The organism is Mesorhizobium sp. M0189 (assembly GCF_040322135.1).
Taxonomy (GTDB): Bacteria; Pseudomonadota; Alphaproteobacteria; order Rhizobiales; family Rhizobiaceae; genus Mesorhizobium.
This window is the reverse complement of the sequence record NZ_JAMYSW010000005.1, coordinates 188,730-215,478: the sequence shown is the minus strand read 5'-3', so window position 1 is coordinate 215,478 and position 26,749 is coordinate 188,730. Positions and strand designations below refer to the sequence as shown.

Genomic DNA, 26,749 nt, shown 5'->3' with positions numbered 1-26,749 from the left:
CAGCGTGCCAGCCGGCAATGGCAAGCGGCAATGGCGCGATCGCCGGCAGTCTACTCCGGATCCGCCACCTTGCGGCGGCGAGTGGGCTTGGCGGCAGGAGCCTTTTCACGACGTCCAAGATCGCGCATCTCCAGCGCCTTCTCGCAACTGGCCATGTAGTCGCGCGTCACCGGCAGCGTGTCGTTCTTCTTGGCAATCTGGATCTGGAAGATCACCAGATCCTGCCATCGGAAGGCAGCTTCCGAGGCGGCAAGATAGAACTCCCACATGCGGCAGAAGCGCTCGTCATAGATCGCCTTGGCCTTGTCGCGGTTGGCGGCAAAGCGCTCGCCCCAATGCTTCAGCGTCTCGGCATAATGCAGCCGCAGAACCTCGATGTCGGTGACGACGAGCCCCGACTTTTCGATAGCCGGCATCACTTCGGAGAGCGACGGGATATAGCCGCCCGGGAAGATGTATTTGCGAATGAAGGCGCTGGTCGCCCACGGCACACCGGAACGGCCGATCGTGTGCAGCAGCATGACACCGTCCGGCTTCAGCAGCGTCGCCGACTTGTCGAAGAAGGTACGGAAATGATTGACGCCGACATGCTCGAACATGCCGACCGAGACGATGCGGTCGAAACGCTCATTGAGCTCGCGATAGTCCTTGAGGTCGAAATGCACCCGGTTTTGCAGGCCTTGCGCGTGCGCGCGGTCGGTGGCGACGCCGTGCTGCTCGGTCGACAGCGTCACGCCTTGCACGTCGACGTCGAACGCCTTGGCGAGATAGAGGCCAAGCCCGCCCCAGCCGGAGCCGATGTCGAGTACCGTCTGGCCGGCTTTCAACCTGAGCTTGGCGGCGATGTGGCGCTTCTTGGCTGCCTGGGCCTCATCGAGCGTCATGTCCGGCTGCTCGAAATAGGCGCAGGAATACTGCATGTCCTCATCGAGGAAGAGGCGATAGAGATCGCCCGACAGATCGTAGTGGCGCTGCACGTTGCGGCGCGCCCGCGACGCCGTGTTGATCTGCTGCAGGCGCCGGAAGGCGTGGCGCAGACCCTCGATCGCCTTCGACCAGGTGGCATCGATGCCGCCGCTGCCCATGTTCTGGAACGCAATGCGCATCACCCCCAGCACGCCGCCCTCGATAATGTCGAGTTCACCGTCCATGTAGGCTTCCGGCACCGCCAGCATCGGATCAAAAGTGATGGCGCGCTCGGCATGCCTTGTCTTGATGTGCATGTGCACCGGCTCGCCGCTGCCGTCACCGAAAGTCACCATCGAGCCTTGCGGCCCTGTCACCTTGAGATTGCCTGTGCGGACCAGGCGGTCGAGAACGCGCTTAAGCAGAATATTCATGACCAATTGTCCCCTCTCGGCCAGACATGCTGTCCTATTCTGCATCAAGATATAGGGGTTCGAAAAGTTCCATTTGGCATAAAAATGCCCGGGTGCGAGGCCCGGGCATTGGTCCAGATAGGTATTAGCCGACGAATGCCGGCGAACAACGATCAGCCGTTGTCTTCGCCGCCCTCGAACTCCGCGTTCGGATCGAAGAAATTTTCCGGCCGCGCATTGTCGTTGATGTCTTCGCCGTAGATGGCTTCGGCGGTGGTCAGCGTTTCGCCCTTGGCCTGGCGTTCGGCTTCGTCGGCCGTGCGGGCAATGTTGAGCGTGATGGTGACCTCGACTTCCGGGTGCAGCGCGATCGCCACGTTGGTGACGCCGATGGTTTTGATCGGCTGATTGAGAAGGATCTGGTTGCGGTTCACCGAAAAACCTTCCGCCGTCAACAGCTCGGCGATGTCGCGCGTCGAGACCGAACCATAGAGCTGGCCGGTCTCGCCGGCCGAGCGCACGGCGATGAAGCTCTTGCCGTCGAGCTTTTCAGCAATCTGCGCGGCCTCGGACTTGCGCTCCAGGTTGCGGGCCTCGAGTTGGGCGCGCTGTCCTTCGAACTTCTTCTTGTTACCTTCGTTGGCGCGCAGCGCCTTGCCCTGCGGCAGCAGGAAATTGCGGGCGAACCCGTCCTTGACCTTGACGGTGTCGCCCATCTGGCCGAGCCGGGAAACGCGTTCGAGAAGAATGACTTCCATGGTTTTGTTCCTTCGCTTGGGCACCTATCCTCAGGATCGGCGCCGAATTGTCTGGAACAGGTCAGGAAGCTGGGGCGTCGCCGCCTGTGTCGCTGTCCTGCCTGTCGCGGCAGTTAGGATCTCTTGTCGAAATCCAACCCGGGATTTGGTGTTCGATCCAGCTACGCCCGTCGTGGCCGGTGAAAAAAGCGGGCGGCGAACCGCCCGCTGGCTAGACCATGATCCCGAAAACTGGAAACCGGTTTTCGGATAAGATCATGGTCAACTAATCAGTCTTAGCGGACCACGTAGGGCAGCAGGCCGAGGAAGCGGGCGCGCTTGATCGCCTTGGCGAGTTCGCGCTGCTTCTTCTGGCTGACGGCGGTGATGCGCGACGGCACGATCTTGCCGCGCTCGGAAATGTAGCGCTGCAGAAGCCGCACGTCCTTGTAGTCGATCTTCGGCGCGTTGGCGCCGGAGAACGGGCAAGTCTTGCGGCGACGGTGGAAGGGGCGCCGGGTTGGGATCTGGTTGATGTCGACCATTATTCTGCGGCTCCTTCAAAGCCTTCGCGCGGACGGCGCGGGCCACGATCGGCACCGCCATCGCCGAAGCTGCGCGGCGGACGATCAGCACGGTCACCGCGATCGCGGTCGCCGAATGAGCGCGGGCCACGATCGCCACGGTCGCGGTCGCCGAAGCCGCCGCGTTCCGAGCGCTCTTCGCGCTTCTGCATCATTGCCGACGGGCCTTCCTCATGCGCATCGACCTTGATGGTCAGGAAACGCAGCACGTCCTCGGACAGGCCCATCTGGCGCTCCATCTCATTGAGCGCGGCCGGCGGGCAGGTGATGTCCATGAGTGTATAATATGCCTTCCGGTTCTTGTTGACCCGGTAGGTGAGGGACTTCAGTCCCCAGTTCTCGACCCGGCCGACGGACCCGCCATTCGCGGTGAGGACGCCCTTGTACTGTTCGACAAGCGCATCGACCTGCTGCTGCGAGAGGTCCTGCCGGGCAAGAAACACATGTTCGTATAGAGCCATAGTGTTCGTGCCTTTCTTCGTTTCTCTCCCGGTTCCCGGCGGCAAAAGCCTCTGCAACTTCTCTGACCCGCAATCCTTGCGAAGACGGGGAAGAAAGGAGCATGACGAGACGGTCGAGAGCGGAGACACGGGAGGCGGAAGCGCTTCTGGCTCCACGCGAAGGTTCGAAAACCTCCGGCCCTCCGTTCAGCCCCCAGCAAGGACCGGCAGATTGCGGGCGTCTATACAGGAATTTGACCGCAAAGCAAGGCCAAACGACAGGCCAAACGGCTCGACTAGCGTCCTATCTTCCAGAGCACAACGGACCTCGATGGCAAGGTTTTACGGATTTCCTGAAACCGGACCTTAACCATCATGCGAAGTTCCAGCACCGGCGGGCGTGGCGGCAACCCGCCGTTCATCATGCGAATGCAAAACGAACAGTTCGCGCGCGGCCGCCAGCAAGGCGGTTTTGGGGATAAAATGCTGTTCGACAAATTCTGCCGTTCGAAGAGCGGCAACTTTGCCCTGATGCTGGCGTTCGGGCTGCCTGCGGTTCTGACGGCCGTCGCCTTTGCCGTGGACGTGTCCACCTTGATGAGGGCCAAGGTCAGCTTGCAGAACGCGCTCGATGCCGCGAACCTTGCATCTTCGCATCTCGGCGACATCGAGGCTTCGCGCAAGGACGTCTTCGACCGCTACTTCCAGGCCAATGTCGCCGGCCACAGCGAGTTGAGGAACGCCGAAGCGACGCTTACCGTCGAAAGGGGCCTCAATTACATCCAGACAAAGGCTGTCGCCGCGGCCGATGTCAACTTGAACTTCGCCTTCCTGTTCGGCAACGACAAGCGCATCACCGTCGATGCCGGCGCCGTCGAATCGACCAATCAGCTCGAAGTCGTGCTGGTGCTCGACAATACCGGGTCGATGGCCAGCAACGACCGCATCGGCGCATTGCGGACGGCGGCGACGGGCTTGATCGATATGCTCCAAGCCGCGAAGTCGCCGACGCGCAGCGTACGTGTCGCAGTGGTGCCGTTCGTCACCGCGGTCAATGTCAAGGGCGAGGACTACGATCCGGCCTGGATCGACATGGCCGGCAAATCGCCGAACAATGGCGCCAATTTCCCCTTGGTCGGCGGCAAGCGCGTCAACCATATGGACCTGTTCAAGCAATTGGGCGTCGAATGGAGAGGCTGCGTCGAGGCGCGGCCCGGAATCAACAATGTTTCCGACATTTCGCCCGACCAAAACAAACCGGACACCCTGTTCGTACCCTATTTCGCGCCGGACGATCCAGGTAACGCCAAAAATCCGAACAGCTCCTATGGCAATTCGGCGGCCGGCTACAACAATTCCTATCTCGACGATACGGTTATCACCCTGCTTCCCGGCCTCACCGGCGATATCGCGAAGTACAGTGTTTCGACGATGAGGCTGATCAACGACAAGAAAGGCCCCCTGACCATCGGCCCAAACCGGGCCTGTCCGACGCCGATAGTGCCGCTGACCGACGATTTCGACAAATTGCGTAAGGCCGTCAGTGAGATGATCGAATGGAACGGCTCGGGGACCAATGTTTCGGAAGGGTTGTCATGGGGGATGCGGGTACTCTCGCCGGAACCGCCCTACAGTGACGGCGCGCCGTTCAGGGCGTCAGGCACGACCAAAACGGTGCTGCTGCTCACCGACGGCGAAAATGTTGTCTATGGCGCGAAGGATACGCCACAGAAGTCGGACTATGGTTCTTACGGGTTCCTGGCTTCGGGTCGGTTCGGATCCAGCGACCAGACCGCGGCCGCGCGCAATGTCGACGACTGGACAACCAATGTCTGCAACACGTTGAAGAAACAGGACGTGCAGATCTTCACAGTACTGCTGCAGGCCGACACCGCAGCCAACCGCAAGCTCTACGAGGCCTGCGCGTCGTCGCCGTCGGATTATTACCCGACCAACGACGTCAGTCAGCTCGAAAGCGTCTTCCTGAAAATCGGAAGCTCGATTTCGCAACTGCACTTGACGAACTGAACGACGTCAGTCGCCCAACGGCCGTTCCGCCGCCGTTGCTCAACTCGTGTGCGCAGCCACTTTGCCTGTGGTTTCGGGGAAGAAGTCGGGCGCCGCATGGCGCTTGCCGAACATCATGTCGTACTGCAGCAGACGGAAGTCGCGGATTGCCGGGTCGATCTCTTTCTGACGCGACCAATCGGGGGTGGCGTCGCCCGCCGGTGCCAACAGCAAATTGCGGTCGATGACGCGGTAGTGCTCCCGCAACTGGCCGAGGAAGCCGGTATAATAGGGATGACTGATGCCGGCAGTCTTCAGGATATGGTAGGGCAGGAAGGCTGGGCTGACGGCGCCGAGATCCTCGGCCGGGCCGCTGCGGTTCGACCAGACGATCAGCGGCGTCTGGTGATGCAGCAGCATCTGGTCGGCCGCCTCCTTGCGCGGCGCGACATTGTCCTTCATGAAACCGGTCTCGACGTAGACCGGCCCAAGCGGCGGCAGATGGTCGCCGAAGAAGGCGATGACCGTCGGCCGCTGGCGTTTCTTCGCCCATTCGATCAGCCGCTCGAGGCCGCGGTCCGCGTCGGAAGAGCCTTCGGCGTAGCTCAACAGCGATTCACGCGCCCATTGGCTGATCGGCGCCTGCACCTTATGGGTCGGATTGTTATAGCGATACGGCTCATACGGCCCGTGGTTCTGCAGGCTGACGGCGAAAAAGAACACCGGCTCGGCGCTGGTATCGGCCTCGTGGATGATCTCGTCGGTCATCGCCGCGTCCGACGCGAGCGGTCCGCGTTTTTGCATGGGCGGCAACGTCTCCTCGGACTTGAAGTCGTTGAAGCCGAAATCGGCATAGACGGCTCCCCGGTTCCAGAACCAGTTGGTGCCGGGGTGGATGGCGCGTGCCCGATAGCCCTGACTTTTCAGGAAGGTCGCCAGTGACGGGGTCGGTGTCCGCACATATTGCTGGTAAGGAATACTGCCCGCCGGCAGGAAGGCGTTGGAAAAGCCGGTCAGGGCCTCGAACTCGATGTTGGCCGTCATGCCGCCGAATTCGGGCGAGAACATGTAGCCCGTGCGCAGTGCCCGCACATTGGGGATAGGGTCGGGCGTGATGGTGACGCCGGGCAGCTTGGTCGGATCCCAGAAGGATTCGCTCATGACGACGATGATGTCGGGCTTCTCGGCGGGTACCGAGACCGTCACCTGCGGTTTGCCGATCGCTTCGATCGCCTTGCCGGAATAGCCGGGCGGCGCCGAGACATGGGCCATCGGGACGTTCAGCGCGAATGCGAGCGCAAAACCGTTCGAGGCATAGTTTTCCTTCTGGTCCCACATGATCGGGATGATCTGCAGCCGGTCGCGCGTCCATGAGAAAGTGGCATAGTCCATGATGGAGACGAAGAAGGCGATCAGCGGCACTGTCAGCGTCAGCCGGGCAAGGCGGCCCTTGTGGCTGAGCGCCGGAACGCGGCGGCGCCATAGCCGCCAGCCATAGACGAGAAGCGACAGCCCGCCGACGATGCCGATCGCCAGGGCAATGGCGGTTCCCGGGCGATCGCGTACCAGGAGCGGCATCAGCGCCACGATCTGCCGAGAATAGAGGAAATCGGTCGGATAGAGCGGATCGCCGAGATAGAGCGACTTCTGGTGGCCGACGAACGCCAGCGACAACGTCAGCGGCGCGAGGATCATCAGGCTCTGATGGCTGCGGCCGAGCACGGCGTCGAGCCCTATGAGGATCAACGCAAAAATGATGATTGTGGTCCAGCCGGGTTTGAAGGGCTGCAGAAAGAAGTCGATGGTGCCGGCAAAGTTGCCGCGCACGATCAATTCGATAGCGAACACCAGGATGGCCGCGGCCAACAGGCTGATGAAGCCATAGCGGATGACAGGCCATTTGCGCCCTGGCAGATAGCCGGTGGCCGGATCGCCTTCGAGAAACTGTGGCGCGGCCTCGGCTGCGCTCTTCTTGGTCTTTGCCACTGCAATAGTTCCCCGGCCCGCAACAAAAGCGTCACTCGACTGTCATCGAACTGTCACGCAAAGCTAGCGCCTGTGGCGGAAATAAGAAGAGCCAGCAAACAAATCGTGAGCGGTTTTCATCATGAGTGATCGCCAAAAAGCCTGCCGAAACAGGCACTCGGCCGACGTTGCGCGGTCAAGGTTGGACTTGACTTGGCCGCACGCCTTGCGTCACAGGCAACGAGAACCAGCAGCTGGGAGCCGCCGATGGCCATCGCATTCACCTTTCCGGGGCAGGGCAGCCAGGCTGTCGGCATGGGCAAGGACCTTGCCGATACCTTTGTTGAATCGCGGCGGATCTTCGAGGAAGTCGATGATGCGCTCGGCGAAAATCTATCGAAGCTTATCTGGGAAGGCCCGGAAGAGACGCTGACGCTGACCGCCAATGCCCAGCCGGCGCTGATGGCGGTGTCGCTTGCCGCAATCCGGGCGTTGGAGGCGCGCGGCTTCTCCCTGAAAGGCAAGGTCACCTATGTCGCCGGCCACTCGCTTGGCGAATATTCGGCACTTGCGGCCGCCGGTTTCGTTTCGGTCGCCGACGCCGCCCGGCTGTTGCGCATCCGGGGTAACGCCATGCAGGCGGCGGTACCGGCCGGCGAGGGCGCCATGGCGGCGATCATCGGGCTGGAACAAGCCGACGTCGAAGCCGCCTGCGCAGAGGCTGCCCAAGGCGCGGCCAAAGATCCCGCGCAAGCCTTGGTTTGCCAGATCGCCAATGATAATGGCGGCGGCCAGTTGGTAATCTCCGGCGCCAGGTCGGCGGTCGAACTGGCGGCGAAGCTATGCACGAAGAAGGGCGCCAAGCGGGCGCTCATGCTGCAGGTTTCGGCGCCCTTCCATTCGGCATTGATGAAGCCGGCGGCCGAGATCATGCGGGAGGCACTGGCCGCCGTGACGAAGAGTGCACCGGCCGTGCCGCTGGTCTCCAATGTTACGGTGACCCCGACGAGCGATCCCGACGAGATCGCCCGCCGCCTCGTCGAACAGGTGATCGGGCGCGTGCGCTGGCGCGAAACGGTGGAGTGGTTCGGCGCGAATGGCGTTGCGACGCTATATGAAGTAGGCGCCGGCAAGGTTCTGTCGGGGCTGGCGCGGCGCATTAACCGCGATATTGCCACCAGTGCAATCGGATCCGCGGCGGATGTCGAGGCGGCGCTGGCGGCGCTTGCATAATCAACTGGCGATTTGACCCCGCTCCGTGCGAAGGGTGTTCGCTCAGATCAGGAGACAAAAATGTTCGAATTGACCGGCCGCAAGGCGCTCGTCACCGGCGCATCGGGGGGCATCGGCGAGGCGATCGCCCGCGTGCTGCATGGCCAGGGCGCCATCGTCGGCCTGCACGGCACGCGTATCGAGAAACTGGAGGCGCTGGCCGCCGAACTGGGCGACCGGGTCAAGCTGTTTCCGGCCAATCTTTCCAATCGCGACGAGGTCAAGGCGCTTGGCCAGAAGGCGGAGGCCGATCTCGAAGGCGTCGACATCCTCGTCAACAATGCCGGCATCACGAAGGACGGGTTGTTCGTACGCATGGCTGATGCCGACTGGGATAGCGTGATCGAGGTCAACTTGACCGCCGTGTTCCGGCTGACCCGCGAGCTTACCCATCCGATGATGCGGCGCCGCCATGGCCGCATCATCAACATCACTTCAGTGGTCGGCGTCACCGGCAATCCCGGCCAGGCCAATTATTGCGCCTCCAAAGCCGGTATGATCGGCTTTTCCAAATCGCTGGCGCAGGAGATCGCCACCCGCAATATAACCGTCAACTGCGTCGCCCCGGGCTTCATCGAATCGGCGATGACCGACAAGCTCAACGACAAGCAGAAAGAGGCGATCATGGCGGCGATCCCGACGCGGCGCATGGGCACGGGCGCCGAAGTCGCCTCTGCCGTCGCCTACCTCGCTTCCAATGAGGCGGCCTACGTCACCGGCCAGACCGTTCATGTCAATGGCGGCATGGCAATGATCTAACACTTGGGAAAACGCTTCATTCCGTCTTGGATGCACGGGATTTTTCGTGTAATGCCGCCCGCAACCCGGCGGTTCGGGCAAAAATCGGTCCTGTTCCGCTGCGTTTCCGGCAGGACCATCTTTCAGCTTGATTAGCGGCATTCTGCCCGCTAACGAAGACAGACAACCAAAAGACGAGGATGCCCAAATGAGTGACACCGCAGAGCGCGTCAAGAAGATTGTCATCGAGCACCTTGGCGTCGATGCCGACAAGGTGACGGAGCAGGCGAGCTTCATCGATGATCTGGGCGCGGACAGCCTCGACACGGTCGAACTTGTCATGGCGTTCGAAGAAGAGTTCGGCGTCGAAATCCCCGACGATGCGGCCGAGACCATCCTGACTGTTGGCGATGCGGTGAAATACATCGACAAGGCCTCCGCCTGACGCTATTTGCAGTCATCACCGGGGAGGACCTGCGATGAGGCGTGTCGTCGTCACGGGCCTTGGGCTGCTTTCGCCGTTCGGCATGGGCTTCGAGCACAGCTGGAAGGAGCTTCTGACCGGCCGCAGTGCAGCCAAGCGCATCACCGAATTCGAGGTGGAAGACCTTGCCTGCAAGGTCGCCCACGTCATTCCGCGCGGTGACGGCTCCAATGCCACTTTCAATCCTGAAGCCGTTCTCGAGCCGAAGGAACTGCGCAAGATCGGCGACTTCATCCTGTACGGGATCGCGGCCGCCGACGAGGCGCTCAAGGATTCCGGCTGGCAGCCGAAGACGCATGAGGAACAGTGCGCCACCGGCGTGCTGATCGGTTCCGGCATCGGCGGCATCGAAGGCATCGCCGAGAATGCGATGATCCTCAAGGAACGCGGTCCGCGCCGCATCAGCCCGTTCTTCATCCCCGGCCAAATCATCAACCTCGTGTCCGGTCAGGTCTCGATCCGGCATGGGCTGAAAGGCCCCAACCATGCCGTCGTCACCGCTTGCTCGACCGGTGCGCACGCCATCGGCGATGCCGCCCGGCTGATCATCTGGGGCGATGCCGACGTTATGGTCGCGGGCGGCGCCGAAGCGCCGGTGACGAGGCTTTCGATCGCTGGGTTCGCGGCTTGCCGCGCGCTCTCCACCGACCGCAACGACGCGCCGCAAACGGCCTCGCGCCCCTATGATCGCGATCGCGACGGTTTCGTCATGGGCGAGGGCGCCGGTGTTGTCGTGCTCGAGGAGCTCGAACACGCCAAGGCCCGCGGCGCCAAGATCTATGCCGAGGTCACCGGCTACGGCCTGACCGGTGACGCCTATCACATCACCGCGCCTGCCGAGGACGGCGACGGCGCTTTCCGTTGCATGACGGCGGCGCTGAACCGGGCGAAGCTGACGCCCGCCGATGTCGACTACATCAACGCCCACGGCACCTCGACCATGGCCGATACGATCGAACTCGGCGCCGTCGAGCGGCTGGTCGGCAACGCCGCCTCGAAGATATCGATGTCGTCGACCAAATCGTCGATTGGCCACCTGCTGGGCGCGGCTGGTGCTGCCGAGGCGATCTTTTCGATCCTCGCCATTCGCGACAACATCGCGCCGCCGACCATCAATCTCGACAATCCGGAGCGCGAAACGGCGATTGACCTTGTGCCGCACAAGCCGCGAGCCCGGCAGATCGACGTGGCGCTGTCCAACTCCTTCGGCTTCGGTGGCACCAACGCCTCGCTCGTCTTCCAGCGCTACAATGGCTGACCGCTCCGCCGGTTTGCGTCTGCCGTCAATTTTGCCATATTCGCCCCTACTCTGCCCGAGGGGATTCGTCGCAAGATCAATTGGTAGGGCGCTATGAACACAAATCCGGCCGATAACGGGGAATTCGGGCAACGGGCAGCAACCCCCGGCCCGATCGTGCCGAAGACGGCCAGCGAGGCGTTGCGGCCCGAGGCCGGCACGCCGCCGCCGAAGCGCTCGCGTGCCTCGCGCAGCCAGTTCGTCGTGTTCATGAACTTCGTCATCTCTTCGGTGATGCTGATGGTCCTGGCGGCAGGCGTTGCGCTGTATTTCGGCAAGCAGGAATTCAACGAGCCTGGCCCGTCGGCCAATGGCGACACTTTCCTGGTCAAGCCGAATAGCGGCGTCCAGGAGATCGCCGACCAGCTTGAGCGGCGAGGGCTGATCAGCGACGCCCGCATCTTCCGCCTTGGCGTACGCGCCTTCGGCACTGATTCCGCCCTGAAGGCTGGCGAATACGAGATCAAGCCGCAGGCCTCGATGCACGATATCATGGAACTGCTGAAGAGCGGCAAGTCGGTGATGTATTCGCTGACCATCCCCGAGGGGCTGACGGTCGAGCAGGCACTGCAACGGATCGCCGAGCAGGACGCACTGACCGGCGATATGCCGTCGACCACTCCACCCGAGGGCAGCCTCGCCACCGACACGCTGCGCTTCACCCGCGGCGCAACACGCCAACAGATGGTCGACAAGCTTCTGGCCGACCAGAAAAGGCTGGTCGACGAAGTCTGGCAGCGCCGAGCGCCGGATCTGCCGATCGCCAATATTGAGGATTTTGTCACCCTGGCCTCGATCGTCGAGAAGGAGACAGGTAAGGGCGATGAACGCTCGCGGGTAGCCGCCGTTTTCCTCAACCGGCTGGCCAAGGGTATGCGGCTGCAGTCGGACCCGACCATCATCTACGGCCTGTTCGGCGGCAAGGGCAAACCCATCGACCGCCCGATCTATCAGTCGGACATCCAGAAGCCGACGCCCTACAACACCTATCTGATCAACGGCTTGCCGCCGACGCCGATCGCCAATCCCGGCCGTGCGGCACTGGAGGCAGTCGCCAATCCGTCGAAGACCAGCGATCTTTACTTCGTCGCCGACGGCAGCGGCGGCCACGTCTTTGCCGCGACGCTCGATGAGCATAACGAGAATGTCGCTCGCTACCGGGCACTGCTGAAAAAGCAGGCGCAGGACGCCGCCAAGGCCGGGGCAACCAATACCGGAGCCGACACGCCGGCGGGAGCCATCGTTGACGATGCGGGGGCTACCGCCGCCCAGTAGGGCCAGACGCCATCAGGTCGGCCCTGTGCATGTCCGGGTGGATGTGCAAGGGCTGCTATGGCATTGAAATTCACATGGTCCTGTCCGGAGCAATCGTTCCGGCTTGAGGGGCATTCGGCAAGGGGACGCACGGCAACATGAACTTGCAGAGTATGACCGGTTTTGCGCGCAGTGTCGCCGAACACGAAGGCACTTCGATTGCCTGGGAAGCCAAGTCCGTCAACGGCAAGAGCGTCGAGGTCAGGCTGCGACTGCCGCAAGGTTTCGACCGGCTGGAGCCTGCCGTCAGGCAGACGGTGCAAAAGCGTTTTGGGCGCGGTAATTTCCAGATGACGCTGACCATTGGCCGCGCCGCCGGCGCGCAAGCGCAACCCGTGGTCAACGAGGCTTTCCTGAAGGATCTGGCGGGGTTAGCCAAGCGGCTGCAGGAGCAGTTCGGAGTAGCGCCTGCGGCGGCCGACGGACTGCTTGCGCTGCGCGGCGTGCTCGACATTCCCGAAGCCATCGAAACCGAAGAGGCGCGCAGTGCGCTCGATACCGCGATATTGTCGGCGCTGGAAGCAGCACTGGACGGGCTGCAGCAGGCGCGCCAAGGCGAAGGTGCGGCGCTTCGTTCCCTGCTGTCCGGCCATATCGATGCCATCGAGGCGCTGACACTGCGGGCCGAGGCCGATCCATCACGCGAGCCGGCCACGATCCGCGAAAGGCTTGCAGAGCAGATCCGGCTGCTGATGGACGCATCAGCCAATCTGGATGCCAGCCGGCTGCATATGGAAGCGGCGTTCCTGGCCACCAAGGCCGACATACGCGAGGAGATCGACCGGCTGAAGACGCACGTGGCGTCGGGCCGGGCGCTGCTCGCCGGCGGTGGCGCCGTCGGCCGCAAGCTCGATTTCCTGGCGCAGGAATTCAACCGCGAATCGAATACGCTGTGTTCCAAGTCGAATGCTGCCGCGGTCACCGCCATCGGACTGGAACTGAAGGCGGTCGTCGACCAGTTTCGCGAACAGGTCCAGAATCTGGAATGATCCCGATGCCAAGCCACATGACTGCCAAGCCCCATGACCACTAGGGATGTGGGTTCCCGCATTCGGCGCCGCGGGCTGATGCTGGTGTTGTCGTCGCCCTCAGGCGCCGGCAAGTCGACGATCGCGCGCAACCTGCTGGAGAGCGATTCCAGCCTGGAATTGTCGGTCTCGGTCACCACGCGGCCACGCCGCGGCAGCGAGATCGAGGGTGTCCATTACCACTTCCGCACGATGCGCGAGTTCGAGCGGCTGCGCGATTCCGATGCGCTGCTCGAATGGGCGGAGGTGCACGGCAATTGCTACGCGACGCCGCGCGAGCCGGCCGAACAGGCGCTGGCAGAAGGCCGCGACATGCTGTTCGACATCGATTGGCAAGGCGCTCAGCAGCTCAAGGAGAAGATGCGCGCCGACATCGTCTCGATCTTCATCCTGCCGCCGTCGATGAAGGAATTGAAGGCGCGGCTGAAGCGTCGCGCCGAGGACCAGGAAGCGGTAATCGAGACGCGGCTCAAGAACGCCCGTAATGAGATCGAGCACTGGAAGGAATATGATTTCGTCATCGTCAACGACGATCTTGACCGCGCTTTCGCCGAGGTGCGCGGCATCGTCACGGCCGAACGGCTCAGACGCGATCGCCGGCCGGGCCTGTTCGATTTCGTCTCGGGGCTGCTCGATGAGAAGACGGATTGAGCACCTTTATCGTAAGCGTCCGGCCTGAGGCGTCTTTCGGGATGTGGGAGCACACGAAGATAGTGTCCACTTGTCGGGATAACGGACATTTGCCGATGTTGGTTGACGAGAGAGACGCCCTCGTACCAGCGATCAACGTCGGCATGAAACGCGATAGAGAGTTGGCATGCCGATTGAATTATGGGCTTTTGACACACCGAATGGCCGAAAGATCAGCGTCGCGCTCGAGGAGATGGGGCTGCCCTACACGGTGAAGGTGGTCGACATCACGAAGGGCGAACAGCATGCCTCTGGGTTTCTGCGCATTAGCCCCAACAATCGTATCCCCGCCATCGTCGATCCCGCCGGACCGGACGGTAGACCGATCAGCGTGTTCGAGTCGGGTGCCATCCTAATTTACCTAGGCCAGAAGACCGGCCACTTTTGGCCGTCCAGACTCAGCGCGCAAGTCCCTGTGTTGGAATGGCTAATGTGGCAGGTGGGTGGTTTCGGTCCGATGCCGGGCCAGGTGCACCACTTTCTTGGCGTGACCGACGACCAGGACCGCCGCTACGGACTGGCACGCTATAGCGCAGAGACCCGACGCCTGTACGGAGTCGCCGATCGGAGGCTGGCGGAGGTCGAGTATCTCTCGGGCGAGCTGTCGATCGCCGATTTTGCTCTTCTCGGCTGGGCATGGCGGCACGAGCGGCATCAAGTCGATCTTGCCGAATTTCCGAATGTTGAGCGCTGGTATGGGACTATGATGGCACGGCCGGGGGTTCAACGCGGCTTTGCGGTATCGCTCTCCTGATGGAACGACACGAAGCTCGACGCTTCCGTGAATTCGCTCCTGTCTTCGACAATATTTTCGTCATATTGCGGCAGGTCGTCTGTAATGGTGAACCAAGGTGCCTTGGAGCCGACGAAAATGTGCGCGCTTGGGCGAATGTTTGGGTCGTCGACGAGGGTCCCCATAGCGATGTGGGCGAACGCGCCGTCACGAACAACCGCAAAAAGGAACGACCCGCATAGCTTGCATCGCTCGTCATGCCAGCTATTGCCGTCGACGATCTGGATTTTGTCCTCCCCACTCGGGATGCGCAATTTGACACGCTCTATGCCTGCGAGTGGCTTGAACGCTGCGCCGGTTGCGCGACGGCAGATCGAGCAATGGCAATTCACGGCAAATATGAACTCGTCCGTCACCTTATAGGTGACTGCACCGCACTGGCATGATCCACCTAGCGTGCGGGTGTTGGTCGGCTCCTGCAGCGTCACGACTGGCATTCCTCTGTGCGATCGAAGTTTACCAGATAGCACACTTTTATCGGACTTCAGGCGGGTAGTCGGGGCGACGCTTTGTCTGGGCGGGTGTCAAGTGTTCAATGATCTGTACAATGTCGGTCCGTCCGATCTGCGGATAGTGCTCTCGCATCCCCGTGACCTCTTGGGCCATTCCGATTCTCTCCAAGGAACGCTGCCGCCTCGGACAGGCGCAGATCGGTGCAGCGCGTGACCCACACAATCGCGATCCTGCTGGCATCGCCGTCACAAACATAGCGCATATAGCCCGGCAAAATCGATATTTCGCGCCAGCGTATGGTGGATATTTTCTCGCCTGCCTCGATAAGTGGGAAAAGCCGAGCGACCACTCCAAGTTCCTGCATCACAGCCTCACACCGCATTCGTCAGCCGCACGAATTCCTCGACGCTGAGCGTCTCCGCACGCCTGGTCGGATCGATGCCGGCGCGGGTGAGCAGCGCCTCGCCGCCAAGGCTTTTCACGCTCTGCCGCAGCATTTTCCGGCGCTGGCCGAACGCCGCTTCGGTGACGCGGCTGAGCCGTTTCACCTCTGCCGGCAAGGGGCTGGCGCGTGGCACCAGATGCACAACCGAGGACGTCACCTTGGGTGGCGGCGTGAACGCCTGCGGCGGCACGTCGAAGGCAATCCTCGCCTCCGTCCGCCACCCTGCCAGCACGCCGAGCCGGCCATAGGCCTCGCTGCCGGGGCTGGCTGCAATGCGTTCGGCGACCTCGCGCTGGAACATCAGCGTCATCGATGTGTAGAAAGGCGGCCACTCGGTGACGGTCAGCCAACGGATCAGCAATTCGGTGCCGATATTGTAAGGCAGGTTGGCGACGATTTTCGCCGACCCGCTGCTTCCCGGCACTCCTTTGGCAAGCGCTGCAAAATCAGTTTTCAGCGCATCGCCGGCCACGATCTCGAGCCGACCCGGATAGTGGTTCGCGATCTCGGCCAAGGCCGCCAGGCAGCGCTCGTCGCGCTCGATCGCGACGACCCGCCGGGCGCCGTTGAGGAGCAGGGCCCTAGTCAGCCCGCCCGGACCGGGACCGACCTCGATAACCGTAACGTCGCTCAGGTCGCCGGCGGTCCGCGCAATCTTGCTTGTCAGGTTAAGGTCGAGCAGAAAATTCTGGCCGAGCGCCTTTTTCGCCTGCAGCCCATGGCGCTCGATCACCTCACGCAGCGGCGGCAGCCCGTCTATGCTCATCGGGCTGGGCTCATCGGGCTGGGCTCATTGGGTTAGGATCATCGGATTGGGCTCATTGGCCTGCAGTTTTTGTCCCAGTATCGGCAAGTAGGCGAGCGAGCTTCAGTGCGCCAATCAGACTGTCGGCGCGGGCGATGCCCTTGCCGGCGATGTCGAAGGCGGTGCCATGGTCGGGCGAGGTGCGGATGAAGGGCAGGCCGAGCGTGACGTTGACAGCCTCGTCAAACGCCAGCGCCTTGGCCGGGATCAGCGCCTGGTCGTGATACATGCAGAGCGCCACGTCGTAGCCGGCGCGGGCGCGAGCATGAAACAGCGTGTCGGCGGGCAATGGCCCGAAGGCGTCGATCCCTTCCTGCCTCAGCCTGTCGACCGCCGGGCGTACGATGCGCTCATCTTCGGTGCCCATCGCGCCGCCTTCGCCGGCGTGCGGGTTGAGGCCGGTAATGGCGAGCCGCGGCTTGGCAATTCCGAAGCGGTTTGCAAGGTCGGCGGCGGTGATGCGGCCGGTGGTGACGATCAGGTCGGTCGTAAGCGCCTTCGGCACCTCGGCCAGCGCGATGTGGATGGTGACCGGCACGGTGCGCAGGTCCGGTCCGGCAAGCAGCATCACCGGCGTCACCTCGGTACCGGTATGAAGCGATGCCAGATGCGCCAGATATTCGGTGTGGCCGGGAAAGCGAAAGCCGGCATCGTAGAGCGGCTTCTTGGCAATGGGGCAGGTGACGACCGCGGCAGCGCGGCCGGCCAGGCAGTCGGCGACGGCGCGGTCGATCGCCTCGACGATGCCGGCGGCGTTGGCTGGATCAGGGCGGCCGGGACTGTCGATGAAACGGGCGGCAAGCGCCACCACCGGCAGCGCGCGCGAAAACATCTCCGGCGCTAGCGCCGGCGTTGTCTCGGCCATCGCAATATCGGCGCCGAGCCTGTGCGCCCGCGCGGCAATCAGTGCCGGATCGGCAAGAAGATAGAAAGACGGAACGCCGGCGGTATCGCGGGCCTGCCAAGCGGCGATGGCGATGTCCGGCCCCACACCGGACGGATCGCCGACGCTCAGCGCCAGCGGAAGCTCTGCGTGAGGCACGGCTATCGCGACTTCAGCGCTCGATGATGCGGGCTTTCTTCCGCAACTCCTCGACATATTTCTTCGAGAGCTCGTCGGCGTTCTTGTCGCTCGAACCTTCATTCTGGAACACCATCTGCGCGACTTTGTCGTCTGACACCTCGCGCGACGAGCAGATGCCGATGAATTCGACGCCGCGGTCGGTTTCGCGCGTCGTGGTGGCGCCGCCAACCTTTGTAGCTTTTATCTGCTCGGCCCAGTCCAGCGGCAATTGCGGCGCCAGCACCCGGCCGAGATCGCGAACGGTGACATCCATCAGGCCCTTGGCGAATTCGCGCGTGGTGTTGCAGCCGTTGAAGCGGGCGCGCATGGCGTCGGCTTCGCGTTTGCGCTTGGCCAGCGTCGCGCTTCGCTCGGCGGCCGGCACCACGAAAATGACCTGCTGCAGCATGTACTCGGTGGCACTCGGTTTGCTACCGCCTTTCTCGAGCATGCGCTTGACGAGGTCCTGCTCGCTTATGGCGCCGCCGCCGTCGCTAGAACGGTGACGCGCGGTCAGCGCCTGGTTCCAGGCCATCTGCGCCCGGATAAACTCCTTGAAATGCTCCTTGGAGACGCCGGATTGCGCCATGGCGCCGTCAAGCTGCTTGAGCGGCATCTTGTTGCTCGTGGCGAAACGCTGATAAGCGGCATCGACCTGCGCGTCGCTGATGCGGATGCCGAGCCGCCTGGCTTCGGCCATGCGCAGCGTCTGGTCGATCATTTCCTGGCCGGCATCGCCCTTTTTGTGCTGCAGGCGCAGGAAAGCCGCGCGATGCTGGATGTCGCCGGTGGTGATCGGTATATTGTTGACGACGTATTTGATCTCGCTGGCGAAAACCGGCCGCGTCACTGCGGTGATCGAGACCGCCACCAGCAGCGCGAAGCCTGCCGAAAAGAGGTATTTCCTCATCGAAAGCATCCCAATTCCATCTCGATTCGGCCCAACCTGTCCCAGTTCAGGCCGCGGAAATTCGTGCCTGCTCTATGCGGCGAAACAATGTCGTCCGCCAGCCGCCCCGTTGCCGACTGCTGCTCCCCTTATTGGATGGTGTCGATGGAGCGTTGCGACGAGCCGAAATCGCCGAGCGTGCGGAACGACAGGTTGAAGCCGACGTTCTGCGATACTTCCTTGGTGTTCAGGTCACGTCTTTCCGAAAACGTCATCAAATAGGTAAAGCACGAATCGCTATAGGCAAAGCCGACCCCGTCCTTGACCAGGATGCTCTGCTCCAGATCATACGTGCCGGTGCCAAAGACGCGCCAATTCTCAGCAAGATGCGTCGAGGCGCCGAGCGTGATCTCATGGCGATCCGTGGAGAAGCCATAGAGCGGCTGCGCCTGGATGAAGGCGTATTTGGCGCTCAGCGATACGGGCAGGCCTGAAAAGGCGGCCTTTACCTCAGCGCGGCGGACCTCGAAGCTTTGCTCGTCGAAACGGCCGCTGACCGAGCCGGAAAATCCGCTGGGGCTATTGAAGCCGACAAGGCCGACATAGTCGGAGGTTGCGGTTTCAAGACCCGAATAGGCGCCGACATTGACCAGATCCGGCGTGCCGAACGAGTTCTGGCCGCCGAGTTGGTAGGATTGGCCGAACACCGCATTGGTGCTCCAGCCATTGTCGTACGCGCCGGAATAGCGCAGCCCGACATTGGCGCGCGTGCCGCCTTCCATGCGGTCATAGCCGGAGAATTTGTCGCGCTCGAACAGCGTCGTGGCGTCGAAGACGAAGCTCTGGGCGTCCTCGTTGGGGACCGCCAGCCCGCCGACATATTGCTCGTTCGGACGCATGAACACTTGCGCCATCGGTTCGAAGACATGGCTGGAACTGGTCATCGAGAACAGTACCGGCCAGCGCATCTCAAGGCCGGCGGTCGCCATGTAGCGGGCAAGCGACGAACGCATGTCGTCGTCAACGCCGAGATTGGTCGCCATCTGGTTGACGGCGTCGAGCGAGGCCGAGGAGGCGTTGACATAGCCGGCGTCGCCGCGCAGCGCCAGCAGCGGCGTCAGCAGCAGCCCGCCATCGGTGGTGAAGGTGCGCTTCCATTCGGCCTCAGCGGTAACGCGGCCGGATTGACCGTCGATGCCGCGGACGTTGTTGACGGACGAAGGGATGCCCGAATCTGCAAGAGCCGTATCGAGCCTGTCGCGGTCTATGATCCGCGCGTTGACGTCGAACGACAGCTGCCCGCCGGCCACCGGCATGTCGGGGATATAGGCGTAGTCGAGCGAGGGCAGCACCCAGGGCTGCTTGGCGGCGCGGGCGGTCGGATCGCTAGCGAGGGTGTCTTCTTGAACGTCGAAGTGCATGGCGCGCACATCGAAATAATTGCGATCGTTGAGCCCCGTCAGGTACACCTCGGAGCGGTGTACGCTATCGTTGAAGCCATCGATATCGTAGGTGCGCGAGAAACTCTTGTCGCTCTGCAGCAGGATGTCCCAGCCGAAGTCCCAGCGCGGGTTGATGGCGAACTGGCCTTGGGTGCCCATCATGCCGCGGAACCTGTTCGGATCGCCCTCGGTACCCGAACTGACGTTGTGGCCATTGTCGTCGATGAAGGCATCGGGATTCTCTTGACGGATGCCCGCAATCTTCAGGCTGTACTGACCGTTGTTGAAGCGCTGCCTCCACTCGGCCTCACCGAGGAAACCCTGTCTGGTATAGCCGCTGCCGGTGACAGTTAGATCGTAGGTCGGCGAGAGCGCGAAATAATAGGGAACTCTAACACCGACGCCGAGATCGCTCTTGTAGGCGACGCCGGGGATCAGGAAGCCGCTCTTGCGCTTGACCGTCGGGTCGGCGATCTCGAAAGCCGGCAGATAGGCCAGTGGAAAGCCGAAGAACTCGAAATTCGAATTCTCGAAGCGAACCGTCTTCTTCTCGCCGTTCCAGATGATCTTCCTGGCCTTGATACGCCAGGTCGGCGCTTTGTCGGGCTTGTCCTCGCACGGCTCGCAGGCGGTGTAGACGCCATTGTGGAACGTCGTCAGCACGCCGCCCATGCGCTCCGCGCTTTCGGCGGCGAAATACGCCTTGTCGACGGTCTCGACACGCAGCGCGTTGACGAAGCCGTCGGCGAAATCGTCGGTGATGTCGGCATGCTGCGAATAGATTTTGGTGCCGTCGCTGTTGACGAGCTCGACATTGCCGCTGGCGACGAGGCGTTTGGTGTTGCGGTTGTATTCGACCCGCTGGGCGACGAGACGGTTGCCGCCATAGTCGATCTGGACGCCGCCGACGGCCGTCACAGTCTGCTTGTCGTTGTCGTAGACCAGCGTATCGGCTGCCAGCAGCATCTGCGTGCCGCTCGGAACCTTCGTTGCCAGCTCACTGACGTCCTGGGCGAAAACCGGAGCAACCGGGGCAGCGCCGGCAAGCAGGCATGCCAAGGCGCTCGCCGCAGAGAGGCGTGCCAAACCGGCGTGCCTATGGCTGCGCAAAACCGCCTCCCTCACTAGCCGTCTTCCTTGTATAGCAGGAATGTCACCCCGAAGAACATAGCCACGACAACCGGGACCCAAGCCGCTACGGCAGTGGGTACGAATCCCGCTACGCCGAATGCCTTGACCAGCACCGAAACGACATAAAGCAGAAAGCCGGCCACGATGCCACCCAGAATCATCGTCGCCGACTGCCCCATCCTCGCAAATCGCATTGATACCGTTGCCGCAATCAGCGTCATCGCGACGAGCAGGAAGGGCAGCGCAATCAGGGAATCGAACTGCATGGCGAAGGCATTTGCCTTGAGGCCGAAGGAGCGGGCCACCTCGATCTTGCCGGGCAGATCGTAGAAGGGGATGGTCTCAGGGCGCGCCAACCGCTCTTGCACGAATTCCGGCTTGAGATCGGTCGGCAGCCGATCGCTGGGTAACGACTGGATGGTGCCGTCCCGGAACACCTTGACGTCCCGCAATTCCCAGTAGCCGTCCCGCAAAAAGGCGTGCGCGGCATCCTTGCGCTCGATGATGTCGCCTTGCGGGCTGAAACTGAAGAAGACCGCGTCGGCCATCTCCAGGCCTTGATTGAGAATGGCGCGCGCGCCGATGATGGTATCGCCGGAGCTGGTTTTCTGCCTGATCCAGGGCGCGGCGTCGGCCGAGACGGTGTTCGACTTGCCCGAACGGAGCTGGGTCTCGATCTGCTCGGACCAGGAATAGGCGTGCGCGGCTATCGGATTGATGACGCCAACCGACAAGGCCCCAAACAGCAGCGCCCCGATGCAGCACGGCAGCAGGAACTGCCATGCGGAAACCCCGGCGGAACGGGCGATGACCAATTCATATTTGCGGTTGAGCGACACCAGGGTCGCCATCGCCGAGAACAGGCCGACGAACGGCACCGTCTGCAGCATGATCATCGGCATCCGGAGCCCCGAAATGGCGAACGCAGTTGCGTAGGTGAAGCCCGGCACGCCGGTCGTGCGGCCGGAAAGCTCGGTGAAATCGATCAGGAACACCAGCGCCAAAAGGCCGATGAAGAACCAGATGGTGATCGTCACATAGCGAAAGAAGAAGTACCGACCCAGAGTCCAGCCCATCAGCCGGCTCCCTGTCCGGATGCGCCACGCCGGGCAAAGCGGAGCTTGACGGCGCTCCAGCCGTCATTGAAGCGGCCGGCAAGATTGGTTATCCAATCGGCCCAAGCAACCGGCAGTTCCATCGTCCGGTTGGAAACGATGAACCAGATAGCGATCGCCGATGCCACGATCGGGACGCCGTAGACCATATAGGCATATTGCGGCACCTTGTCGGCCTTGCCGGCGGCAAAGAACCCGAGCCAGCGCACGAACAGCGCGATCGCGATTGCCGTGATCAGCGGGTGCACGCGCGCCTCGCGATGCGAGCGCGCATCTCCGGCGACCGCAAGCGCGATCAGCGCAAAGACGAGCGAATAGGACCACTCGGAAAAACGCTGGTTGAGCTCGGCCAGGTACCTGTTCGGCTTTTGCTGGTACATCTTGTCGTTCGGACTGGGATTGAGCAGGTACTGGGTCGTCCGGTCCTTCGGCAAAAGCAGAATGTCAGATGACGCCGACAAGAAAGCGGACAAGTCGAAGGCGTAGGAGGTGAACCGGATTACCGAGAGGTCGCCGGTCATGGTTTTGCGATGGATGACGCCGTCATTCATCATCAGCACCTTCTCGTCGCCGCGTTCGATGATGCTGCCGGTCTTGGCATAATAGATGAGATTGACGCCTTCTTCGCGCGAGTCGGCGACGAAGATGCCGCCGAGGCGATTGTCGGGAAGCCGTTCGCCAACCTGCAGGAACAGGCCATCATCGATCTTGCGGAAGGTGCCTTCCTGGATGATCAACGACAACAGATCGGCACGCGACGAAGCAATCAACTCGCGGTTCTTCTGGCGTGCGTAAGGGTCGACGCCATTGTCGACAGCAAACGAAAAAACGCTGGCTGCGAGTGCCAGAAGCATGATCGGCCTGACGATGGTCCAGCGTGAAGCGCCGGCGGCATTGATGACGGCCAGCTCCGAATCCGAATTCATCACGCTGAGGATCTGCGCGACCGCGACGACTAGGGCGAACGGCACGACGATCGGAACGATCGACGGGACGATCAGCGCTGCGACTTCGAAGAAGGTGAGGGCCGACTGACCGCTATCGGTGACGAGGTCGATGCGGGCGAGCACCTGAGTCGTCCAGACGATCGCCAGCGTCCAAACGAGCGCCAGCGCGAATACCGCGAAAGCACGGCGCATGATGTAACGTTCAACGACCTTCATGAAGGCTTTTCTCGGCGGTTTCGAACGGCATCATGCCTTGGAATAAGGTAGTCGTCCGGCGCCGGCTGCACAACTGGCTCAGTTTGGCGGTTCGATCTGGGTTCCGTATCGCAAATTCCGCTGGGCCGGAGTGTCGGCGGCAATGGATAAGAAAGGGCGAACATTGTTGGTTAACAACAGGTTGCGGCGGGAAGCGGGGCCGTGCCGCGACGAATCGTGGATGGTTCAATGTCGCATATGGGAGCGATTTCGGCCAAAGTCTTGTCAAATGCGGCAAAACGACCAAATGTCGCGCCGATCGCCGCCGCGGCGGCGTGATAAGACGGGTCAGGATCTGTTGAGCCCCAGCATGGAAGCGGAAAAATTGCGCAGTCAAACCGGTTGGGAAGCGGTCTTTGATGGCGCGATTGTGATCGGCGCCGGCGCGGCCGGCCTTGCCGCCGCCCACGCCCTGATGAAGGCCGGCGTACCGACGCTCGTCCTGGAAAAGGAGAGCCGGCTTGCCGAGCCCTGGCATCGGCGGCACCAACGTCTGCACCTCAACACGCATCGCGATCTCTCGACGCTGCCCGGCATCGGCTATCCCGCAGGCACCCCGGCCTTCCCGCACAGAACCGCCGTCATTCGCCATCTGAACGATTTCAGCCAAGTGCACCGGCTGCCTGTCACATTCGGCGTTGCCGTCGAAGAGATCACGTTCGATGGCGATCACTGGACCGTACAGACCAATTCCGGATCCCGTCCGGCGCGCCATGTCGTCGTCGCCACCGGGCGCGACCGGCAGCCGTTTATTCCCGCATGGAAAGGCATGAAGGATTTTGCCGGCCGGATCGTCCATTCGGCAGATTTTGGCGAGGCGAAAGACTATGCCGGCAAAAAGGTGCTGGTGGTCGGTGCCGGCAATTCGGGTTTCGACGTCCTCAATCATCTTGCGGATGCAGACGCCGAAAGCATCTGGCTGTCGGCCCGCAATGGTCCGTCATTGCTGCCGAAACGCATCTGCAAGATCGCCGTCCACAGGCTTTCGCCTTTCATGGCGCGCTTGCCGGTACGGATTGCCGATGCGGTGATGGCGACAACCCAGCGCCTGGTTTTCGGCGACCTGACGAAATTCGGGCTTCCGCCGGCCTCCATAGGAGGTGCGAGCCGTCTGAGCGCCGACTACACTGCGATTGCAGCCGATGACGGCGCGGTTCGCGCCATCAAGGCAGGCATGATCGTGGTGGTGCCGCCATTGCGAGAATTTACTCGCGACGGCATCATATTGAACGACGGCAGGTTTATCACGCCCGATATCGTCATCTCAGCGACCGGCTACCGGACCGGGCTGGAGCAGATGGTCGGCAAGCTCGGCGTTCTCGACGGCAAGGGCGTTCCGCTTTTCAACGGCGGCGAAGCCGACCCGCGATTGCCCGGTCTGTGGTTTACCGGCATGCGGCCGAGCATTCGCGGTTGTTTCGCCAATGCCCGCATTCAGGCTAGGGCGATAGCGGCGCGGATTGTCAAGCGGCGATAATGAGCAGGACTATGCCGACTGTTCCGCCCGCAATAGACACGCCTTGTTGGAACGTGCTCGAACCGAAAGGTCAATGATCATGACGCCAGTCAGCATTCGCTACATTGTCGATGATGTCGCCGCCTCGATCGACTTCTATTGCGGACATCTGGGCTTCGCCGTCCAACAGGACGCGCGACCGGCTTTTGCCTCCGTCACGCGCGGCGCGTTACGGCTCCTTCTAAGCGGACCCGGCAGTTCGGGTGCTCGGGCGATGCCCGACGGCCGGCAGCCGGTGCCGGGAGGCTGGAACCGCATCCTGCTGGTGGTGCCGGACCTGAAAGAAGAGGTTGCGCGTCTCAAGAGTGCTGGACTTGTCTTTCGCAACGATATCATAACGGGCGTCGGCGGTTCCCAGACCCTGCTCGAAGACCCATCCGGCAATGTCATCGAGCTGTTTCAACCCGCCGCTCACTGACGCAATAACACGGCATCTTAGATCCGATCTGCCCAATCGAACGCCTCTCCCCGATAATCCAACGCATTTCCCCGAAAGCAGGACATGATGAATTCGAGACCCTCGATCGCCTTCGCCAAATTCGCCGCGCCCAAAAAGGGCAGCGTTTTCGTTCTGGCGGCCGACGAGGGCGGCCTCGGTGATGCGGTCAGGGCCTGCGATCCGGCAAAGACCCTCGAGCGGGCCTTTCCCGTCGCCGACTTCACCGGCAAATTCGCCAGCCAGGTCGAAGTGCTGGCACCGGAAGGGACGTCGCTCGAGCGGCTGGTGGCGGTCGGCGCCGGCAAGGGCTCCAATCTCGATGACTACGCCTGGCTGAAGCTCGGCGGCACGATTGCCGCATCCTTTCGCAAGGCAACCGAAGTGGCCGTCGTGCTCGATCTTCCCGGCGCCGCCGTCAGCGGCAGGCAAGCCGTTCAGCTTGCCGCGGGCATCCTGCTGCGCAGCTATTCCTTCGACAAGTACAAGACCAAAAAGGACAATGGTGACGGCAAGCGTGAGCCAAAAAAGCCGGTAAAGGTGACCATTCACACGGCCGATCCGGCGGCCGCAAAGAAGGCCTTTGCCGATGAAGCGGCGGTGATCGACGGCGTCTTGCTGGCGCGCGATTTGGTCAATGAACCGGCCAATGTGTTGGGACCGGTGGAATTCGCCGCCCGCATCGCCCAACTGGAGGCGCTCGGCGTCACGGTCGAGATCCTGGCCGAGAAGGAGATGAAGAAGCTCGGCATGGGTTCGCTGCTGGGCGTAGCGCAGGGCTCGCCGCGTGGCGCCCGCATCGCCGTCATGCGGTGGGACGGCGGCAAGGCCAAGGAAAGCCCGGTCGCCTTCGTCGGCAAGGGAGTCACCTTCGACACCGGCGGCAATTCGATCAAGCCGGCCTCCGGTATGGAGGACATGAAGGGCGACATGGGCGGCGCTGCTGCCGTCACCGGGCTGATGCACGCGCTGGCCGCGCGCAAGGCGAAGGTCAATGTCGTGGGCATTGTCGGGCTGGTCGAAAACGCCGTCGACGGCCACGCTCAACGACCGGGCGACATCGTCACCTCGATGTCTGGCCAGACCATCGAAGTGCTCAACACCGACGCCGAGGGCCGCCTCGTGCTGGCCGATGCGCTGTGGTACTGCAACGACCGCTTCCAGCCGAAATTCATGATCAATCTGGCGACGCTGACCGGCGCCATCATGGTCGCGCTCGGCCAGCATTATGCTGGCCTGTTCTCTAATAATGACGAGCTAGCGGACCGGCTGACGGCGGCCGGTCAGGCGACGCAGGAGCGGTTGTGGCGCATGCCGCTCGGCGCCGAATACGACAAGCTGATCGAGTCCAAGAATGCCGACATGAAGAATATTGGCGGCCGTTATGGCGGCGCCATCATCGCCGCGCAGTTCCTGCAGCGCTTCGTCAAGGACACGCCCTGGGCGCATCTCGACATTGCCGGCACCGCGATGGGCTCGCCCTCCAACGAGATCAACCAGTCATGGGCTTCCGGATTCGGCGTCAGATTGCTCGACCGATTGGTGCGCGATCATTACGAGCAATGAGCGGCGCGCCAAATGATT

24 protein-coding genes are annotated in these 26,749 nt (G+C 62.2%); 12 read left to right on the top strand and 12 right to left on the bottom strand.

Going from position 1 to position 26,749, the window contains the following annotated elements; translation table 11 throughout:
- Positions 1-50: 50 nt before the first annotated feature.
- The 4 genes from NKJ09_RS12055 to rpsF all read right to left on the bottom strand — a co-directional run bounded on the left by NKJ09_RS12055 (position 51) and on the right by rpsF (position 3,101).
- The gene (locus NKJ09_RS12055; RefSeq protein WP_023719832.1) at positions 51-1,340 is read right to left on the bottom strand and encodes a cyclopropane fatty acid synthase; all 1,290 of its coding nucleotides are present in this window, start codon (positions 1,338-1,340) and stop codon (positions 51-53) included.
- Positions 1,341-1,492: 152 nt separating this feature from the next.
- Positions 1,493-2,077 (bottom strand): 50S ribosomal protein L9, encoded by a 585-nt coding sequence (gene rplI / locus NKJ09_RS12050; RefSeq protein WP_023719831.1) that lies wholly within the window; start codon positions 2,075-2,077, stop codon positions 1,493-1,495.
- Between the two features lie 275 nt (positions 2,078-2,352).
- On the bottom strand, positions 2,353-2,601 hold the full coding sequence (gene rpsR, locus NKJ09_RS12045) for a 30S ribosomal protein S18 (RefSeq protein WP_006203718.1): 249 nt from the start codon (positions 2,599-2,601) through the stop codon (positions 2,353-2,355).
- Positions 2,601-3,101 (bottom strand): 30S ribosomal protein S6, encoded by a 501-nt coding sequence (rpsF, locus tag NKJ09_RS12040; protein ID WP_023719830.1) that lies wholly within the window; start codon positions 3,099-3,101, stop codon positions 2,601-2,603. The genes rpsR and rpsF overlap by 1 nt, the downstream gene beginning before the upstream one ends.
- 354 nt (positions 3,102-3,455) lie before the next feature.
- On the opposite strand from rpsF, the gene NKJ09_RS12035 reads away from it, so the two are divergent.
- Positions 3,456-5,108: a pilus assembly protein TadG-related protein gene (locus NKJ09_RS12035; protein ID WP_352494868.1), complete on the top strand. Its 1,653-nt coding sequence runs from the start codon at positions 3,456-3,458 to the stop codon at positions 5,106-5,108.
- 39 nt (positions 5,109-5,147) lie between these two features.
- Here NKJ09_RS12035 and NKJ09_RS12030 read toward each other — a convergent pair whose 3' ends face one another.
- Positions 5,148-7,073, bottom strand: a complete 1,926-nt coding sequence (locus NKJ09_RS12030; RefSeq protein ID WP_352494869.1) for an LTA synthase family protein — start codon at positions 7,071-7,073, stop codon at positions 5,148-5,150.
- 246 nt (positions 7,074-7,319) lie between these two features.
- Between NKJ09_RS12030 and fabD the strand changes: the two genes are divergently transcribed.
- The 8 genes from fabD to NKJ09_RS11990 all read left to right on the top strand — a co-directional run bounded on the left by fabD (position 7,320) and on the right by NKJ09_RS11990 (position 14,629).
- Complete coding sequence (gene fabD, locus NKJ09_RS12025; RefSeq protein ID WP_352494870.1) at positions 7,320-8,285, top strand: ACP S-malonyltransferase; 966 nt, start codon at positions 7,320-7,322, stop codon at positions 8,283-8,285.
- 60 nt (positions 8,286-8,345) lie between these two features.
- Positions 8,346-9,083, top strand: a complete 738-nt coding sequence (gene fabG, locus NKJ09_RS12020) for a 3-oxoacyl-[acyl-carrier-protein] reductase (protein ID WP_023719826.1) — start codon at positions 8,346-8,348, stop codon at positions 9,081-9,083.
- Positions 9,084-9,270: 187 nt separating this feature from the next.
- A complete protein-coding gene (locus tag NKJ09_RS12015; RefSeq protein WP_006203723.1) occupies positions 9,271-9,507 on the top strand; it encodes an acyl carrier protein in 237 nt (78 codons plus the stop codon).
- A gap of 34 nt (positions 9,508-9,541) precedes the next feature.
- Positions 9,542-10,804 (top strand): beta-ketoacyl-ACP synthase II, encoded by a 1,263-nt coding sequence (fabF, locus tag NKJ09_RS12010; RefSeq protein WP_352494871.1) that lies wholly within the window; start codon positions 9,542-9,544, stop codon positions 10,802-10,804.
- Between the two features lie 93 nt (positions 10,805-10,897).
- A complete protein-coding gene (mltG, locus tag NKJ09_RS12005) occupies positions 10,898-12,118 on the top strand; it encodes an endolytic transglycosylase MltG (protein WP_352494872.1) in 1,221 nt (406 codons plus the stop codon).
- 137 nt (positions 12,119-12,255) lie between these two features.
- Complete coding sequence (locus NKJ09_RS12000; protein WP_023719823.1) at positions 12,256-13,146, top strand: YicC/YloC family endoribonuclease; 891 nt, start codon at positions 12,256-12,258, stop codon at positions 13,144-13,146.
- Between the two features lie 33 nt (positions 13,147-13,179).
- Positions 13,180-13,836, top strand: a complete 657-nt coding sequence (gmk, locus tag NKJ09_RS11995) for a guanylate kinase (RefSeq protein WP_023719822.1) — start codon at positions 13,180-13,182, stop codon at positions 13,834-13,836.
- Positions 13,837-14,002: 166 nt separating this feature from the next.
- Entirely contained in the window at positions 14,003-14,629 is a 627-nt protein-coding gene (locus NKJ09_RS11990; RefSeq protein ID WP_352494873.1) for a glutathione S-transferase family protein, read from the top strand.
- Here NKJ09_RS11990 and NKJ09_RS11985 read toward each other — a convergent pair.
- From NKJ09_RS11985 to lptF, 7 genes are all read right to left on the bottom strand, one after another.
- Positions 14,599-15,096 carry a GFA family protein gene (locus NKJ09_RS11985; protein WP_352494874.1) on the bottom strand — a complete coding sequence of 166 codons (498 nt, stop codon included), beginning with the start codon at positions 15,094-15,096 and terminating at the stop codon, positions 14,599-14,601. The genes NKJ09_RS11990 and NKJ09_RS11985 overlap by 31 nt on opposite strands.
- 396 nt (positions 15,097-15,492) lie before the next feature.
- Positions 15,493-16,332, bottom strand: a complete 840-nt coding sequence (rsmA, locus tag NKJ09_RS11980; protein ID WP_023719819.1) for a 16S rRNA (adenine(1518)-N(6)/adenine(1519)-N(6))-dimethyltransferase RsmA — start codon at positions 16,330-16,332, stop codon at positions 15,493-15,495.
- 52 nt (positions 16,333-16,384) lie between these two features.
- Positions 16,385-17,413 (bottom strand): 4-hydroxythreonine-4-phosphate dehydrogenase PdxA, encoded by a 1,029-nt coding sequence (gene pdxA / locus NKJ09_RS11975; protein WP_352494875.1) that lies wholly within the window; start codon positions 17,411-17,413, stop codon positions 16,385-16,387.
- 13 nt (positions 17,414-17,426) lie between these two features.
- Positions 17,427-18,353 (bottom strand): peptidylprolyl isomerase, encoded by a 927-nt coding sequence (locus NKJ09_RS11970; protein WP_023719817.1) that lies wholly within the window; start codon positions 18,351-18,353, stop codon positions 17,427-17,429.
- A 119-nt stretch (positions 18,354-18,472) separates the two neighbouring features.
- Positions 18,473-20,890, bottom strand: coding sequence for an LPS-assembly protein LptD (locus NKJ09_RS11965; protein WP_352494876.1), 2,418 nt, complete (start codon positions 20,888-20,890; stop codon positions 18,473-18,475).
- Entirely contained in the window at positions 20,890-21,975 is a 1,086-nt protein-coding gene (gene lptG, locus NKJ09_RS11960) for an LPS export ABC transporter permease LptG (protein WP_023719815.1), read from the bottom strand. Before lptG ends, NKJ09_RS11965 begins: the two co-directional genes overlap by 1 nt.
- A complete protein-coding gene (lptF, locus tag NKJ09_RS11955) occupies positions 21,972-23,174 on the bottom strand; it encodes an LPS export ABC transporter permease LptF (RefSeq protein WP_352494877.1) in 1,203 nt (400 codons plus the stop codon). The genes lptG and lptF overlap by 4 nt, the downstream gene beginning before the upstream one ends.
- A 349-nt stretch (positions 23,175-23,523) precedes the next feature.
- On the opposite strand from lptF, the gene NKJ09_RS11950 reads away from it, so the two are divergent.
- The 3 genes from NKJ09_RS11950 to NKJ09_RS11940 all read left to right on the top strand — a co-directional run bounded on the left by NKJ09_RS11950 (position 23,524) and on the right by NKJ09_RS11940 (position 26,731).
- A complete protein-coding gene (locus NKJ09_RS11950; RefSeq protein WP_352481799.1) occupies positions 23,524-24,690 on the top strand; it encodes a flavin-containing monooxygenase in 1,167 nt (388 codons plus the stop codon).
- A gap of 73 nt (positions 24,691-24,763) precedes the next feature.
- Entirely contained in the window at positions 24,764-25,147 is a 384-nt protein-coding gene (locus tag NKJ09_RS11945) for a VOC family protein (protein WP_352494878.1), read from the top strand.
- A gap of 87 nt (positions 25,148-25,234) precedes the next feature.
- The gene (locus NKJ09_RS11940) at positions 25,235-26,731 is read left to right on the top strand and encodes a leucyl aminopeptidase (RefSeq protein WP_023719811.1); all 1,497 of its coding nucleotides are present in this window, start codon (positions 25,235-25,237) and stop codon (positions 26,729-26,731) included.
- Positions 26,732-26,749 lie beyond the last annotated feature (18 nt).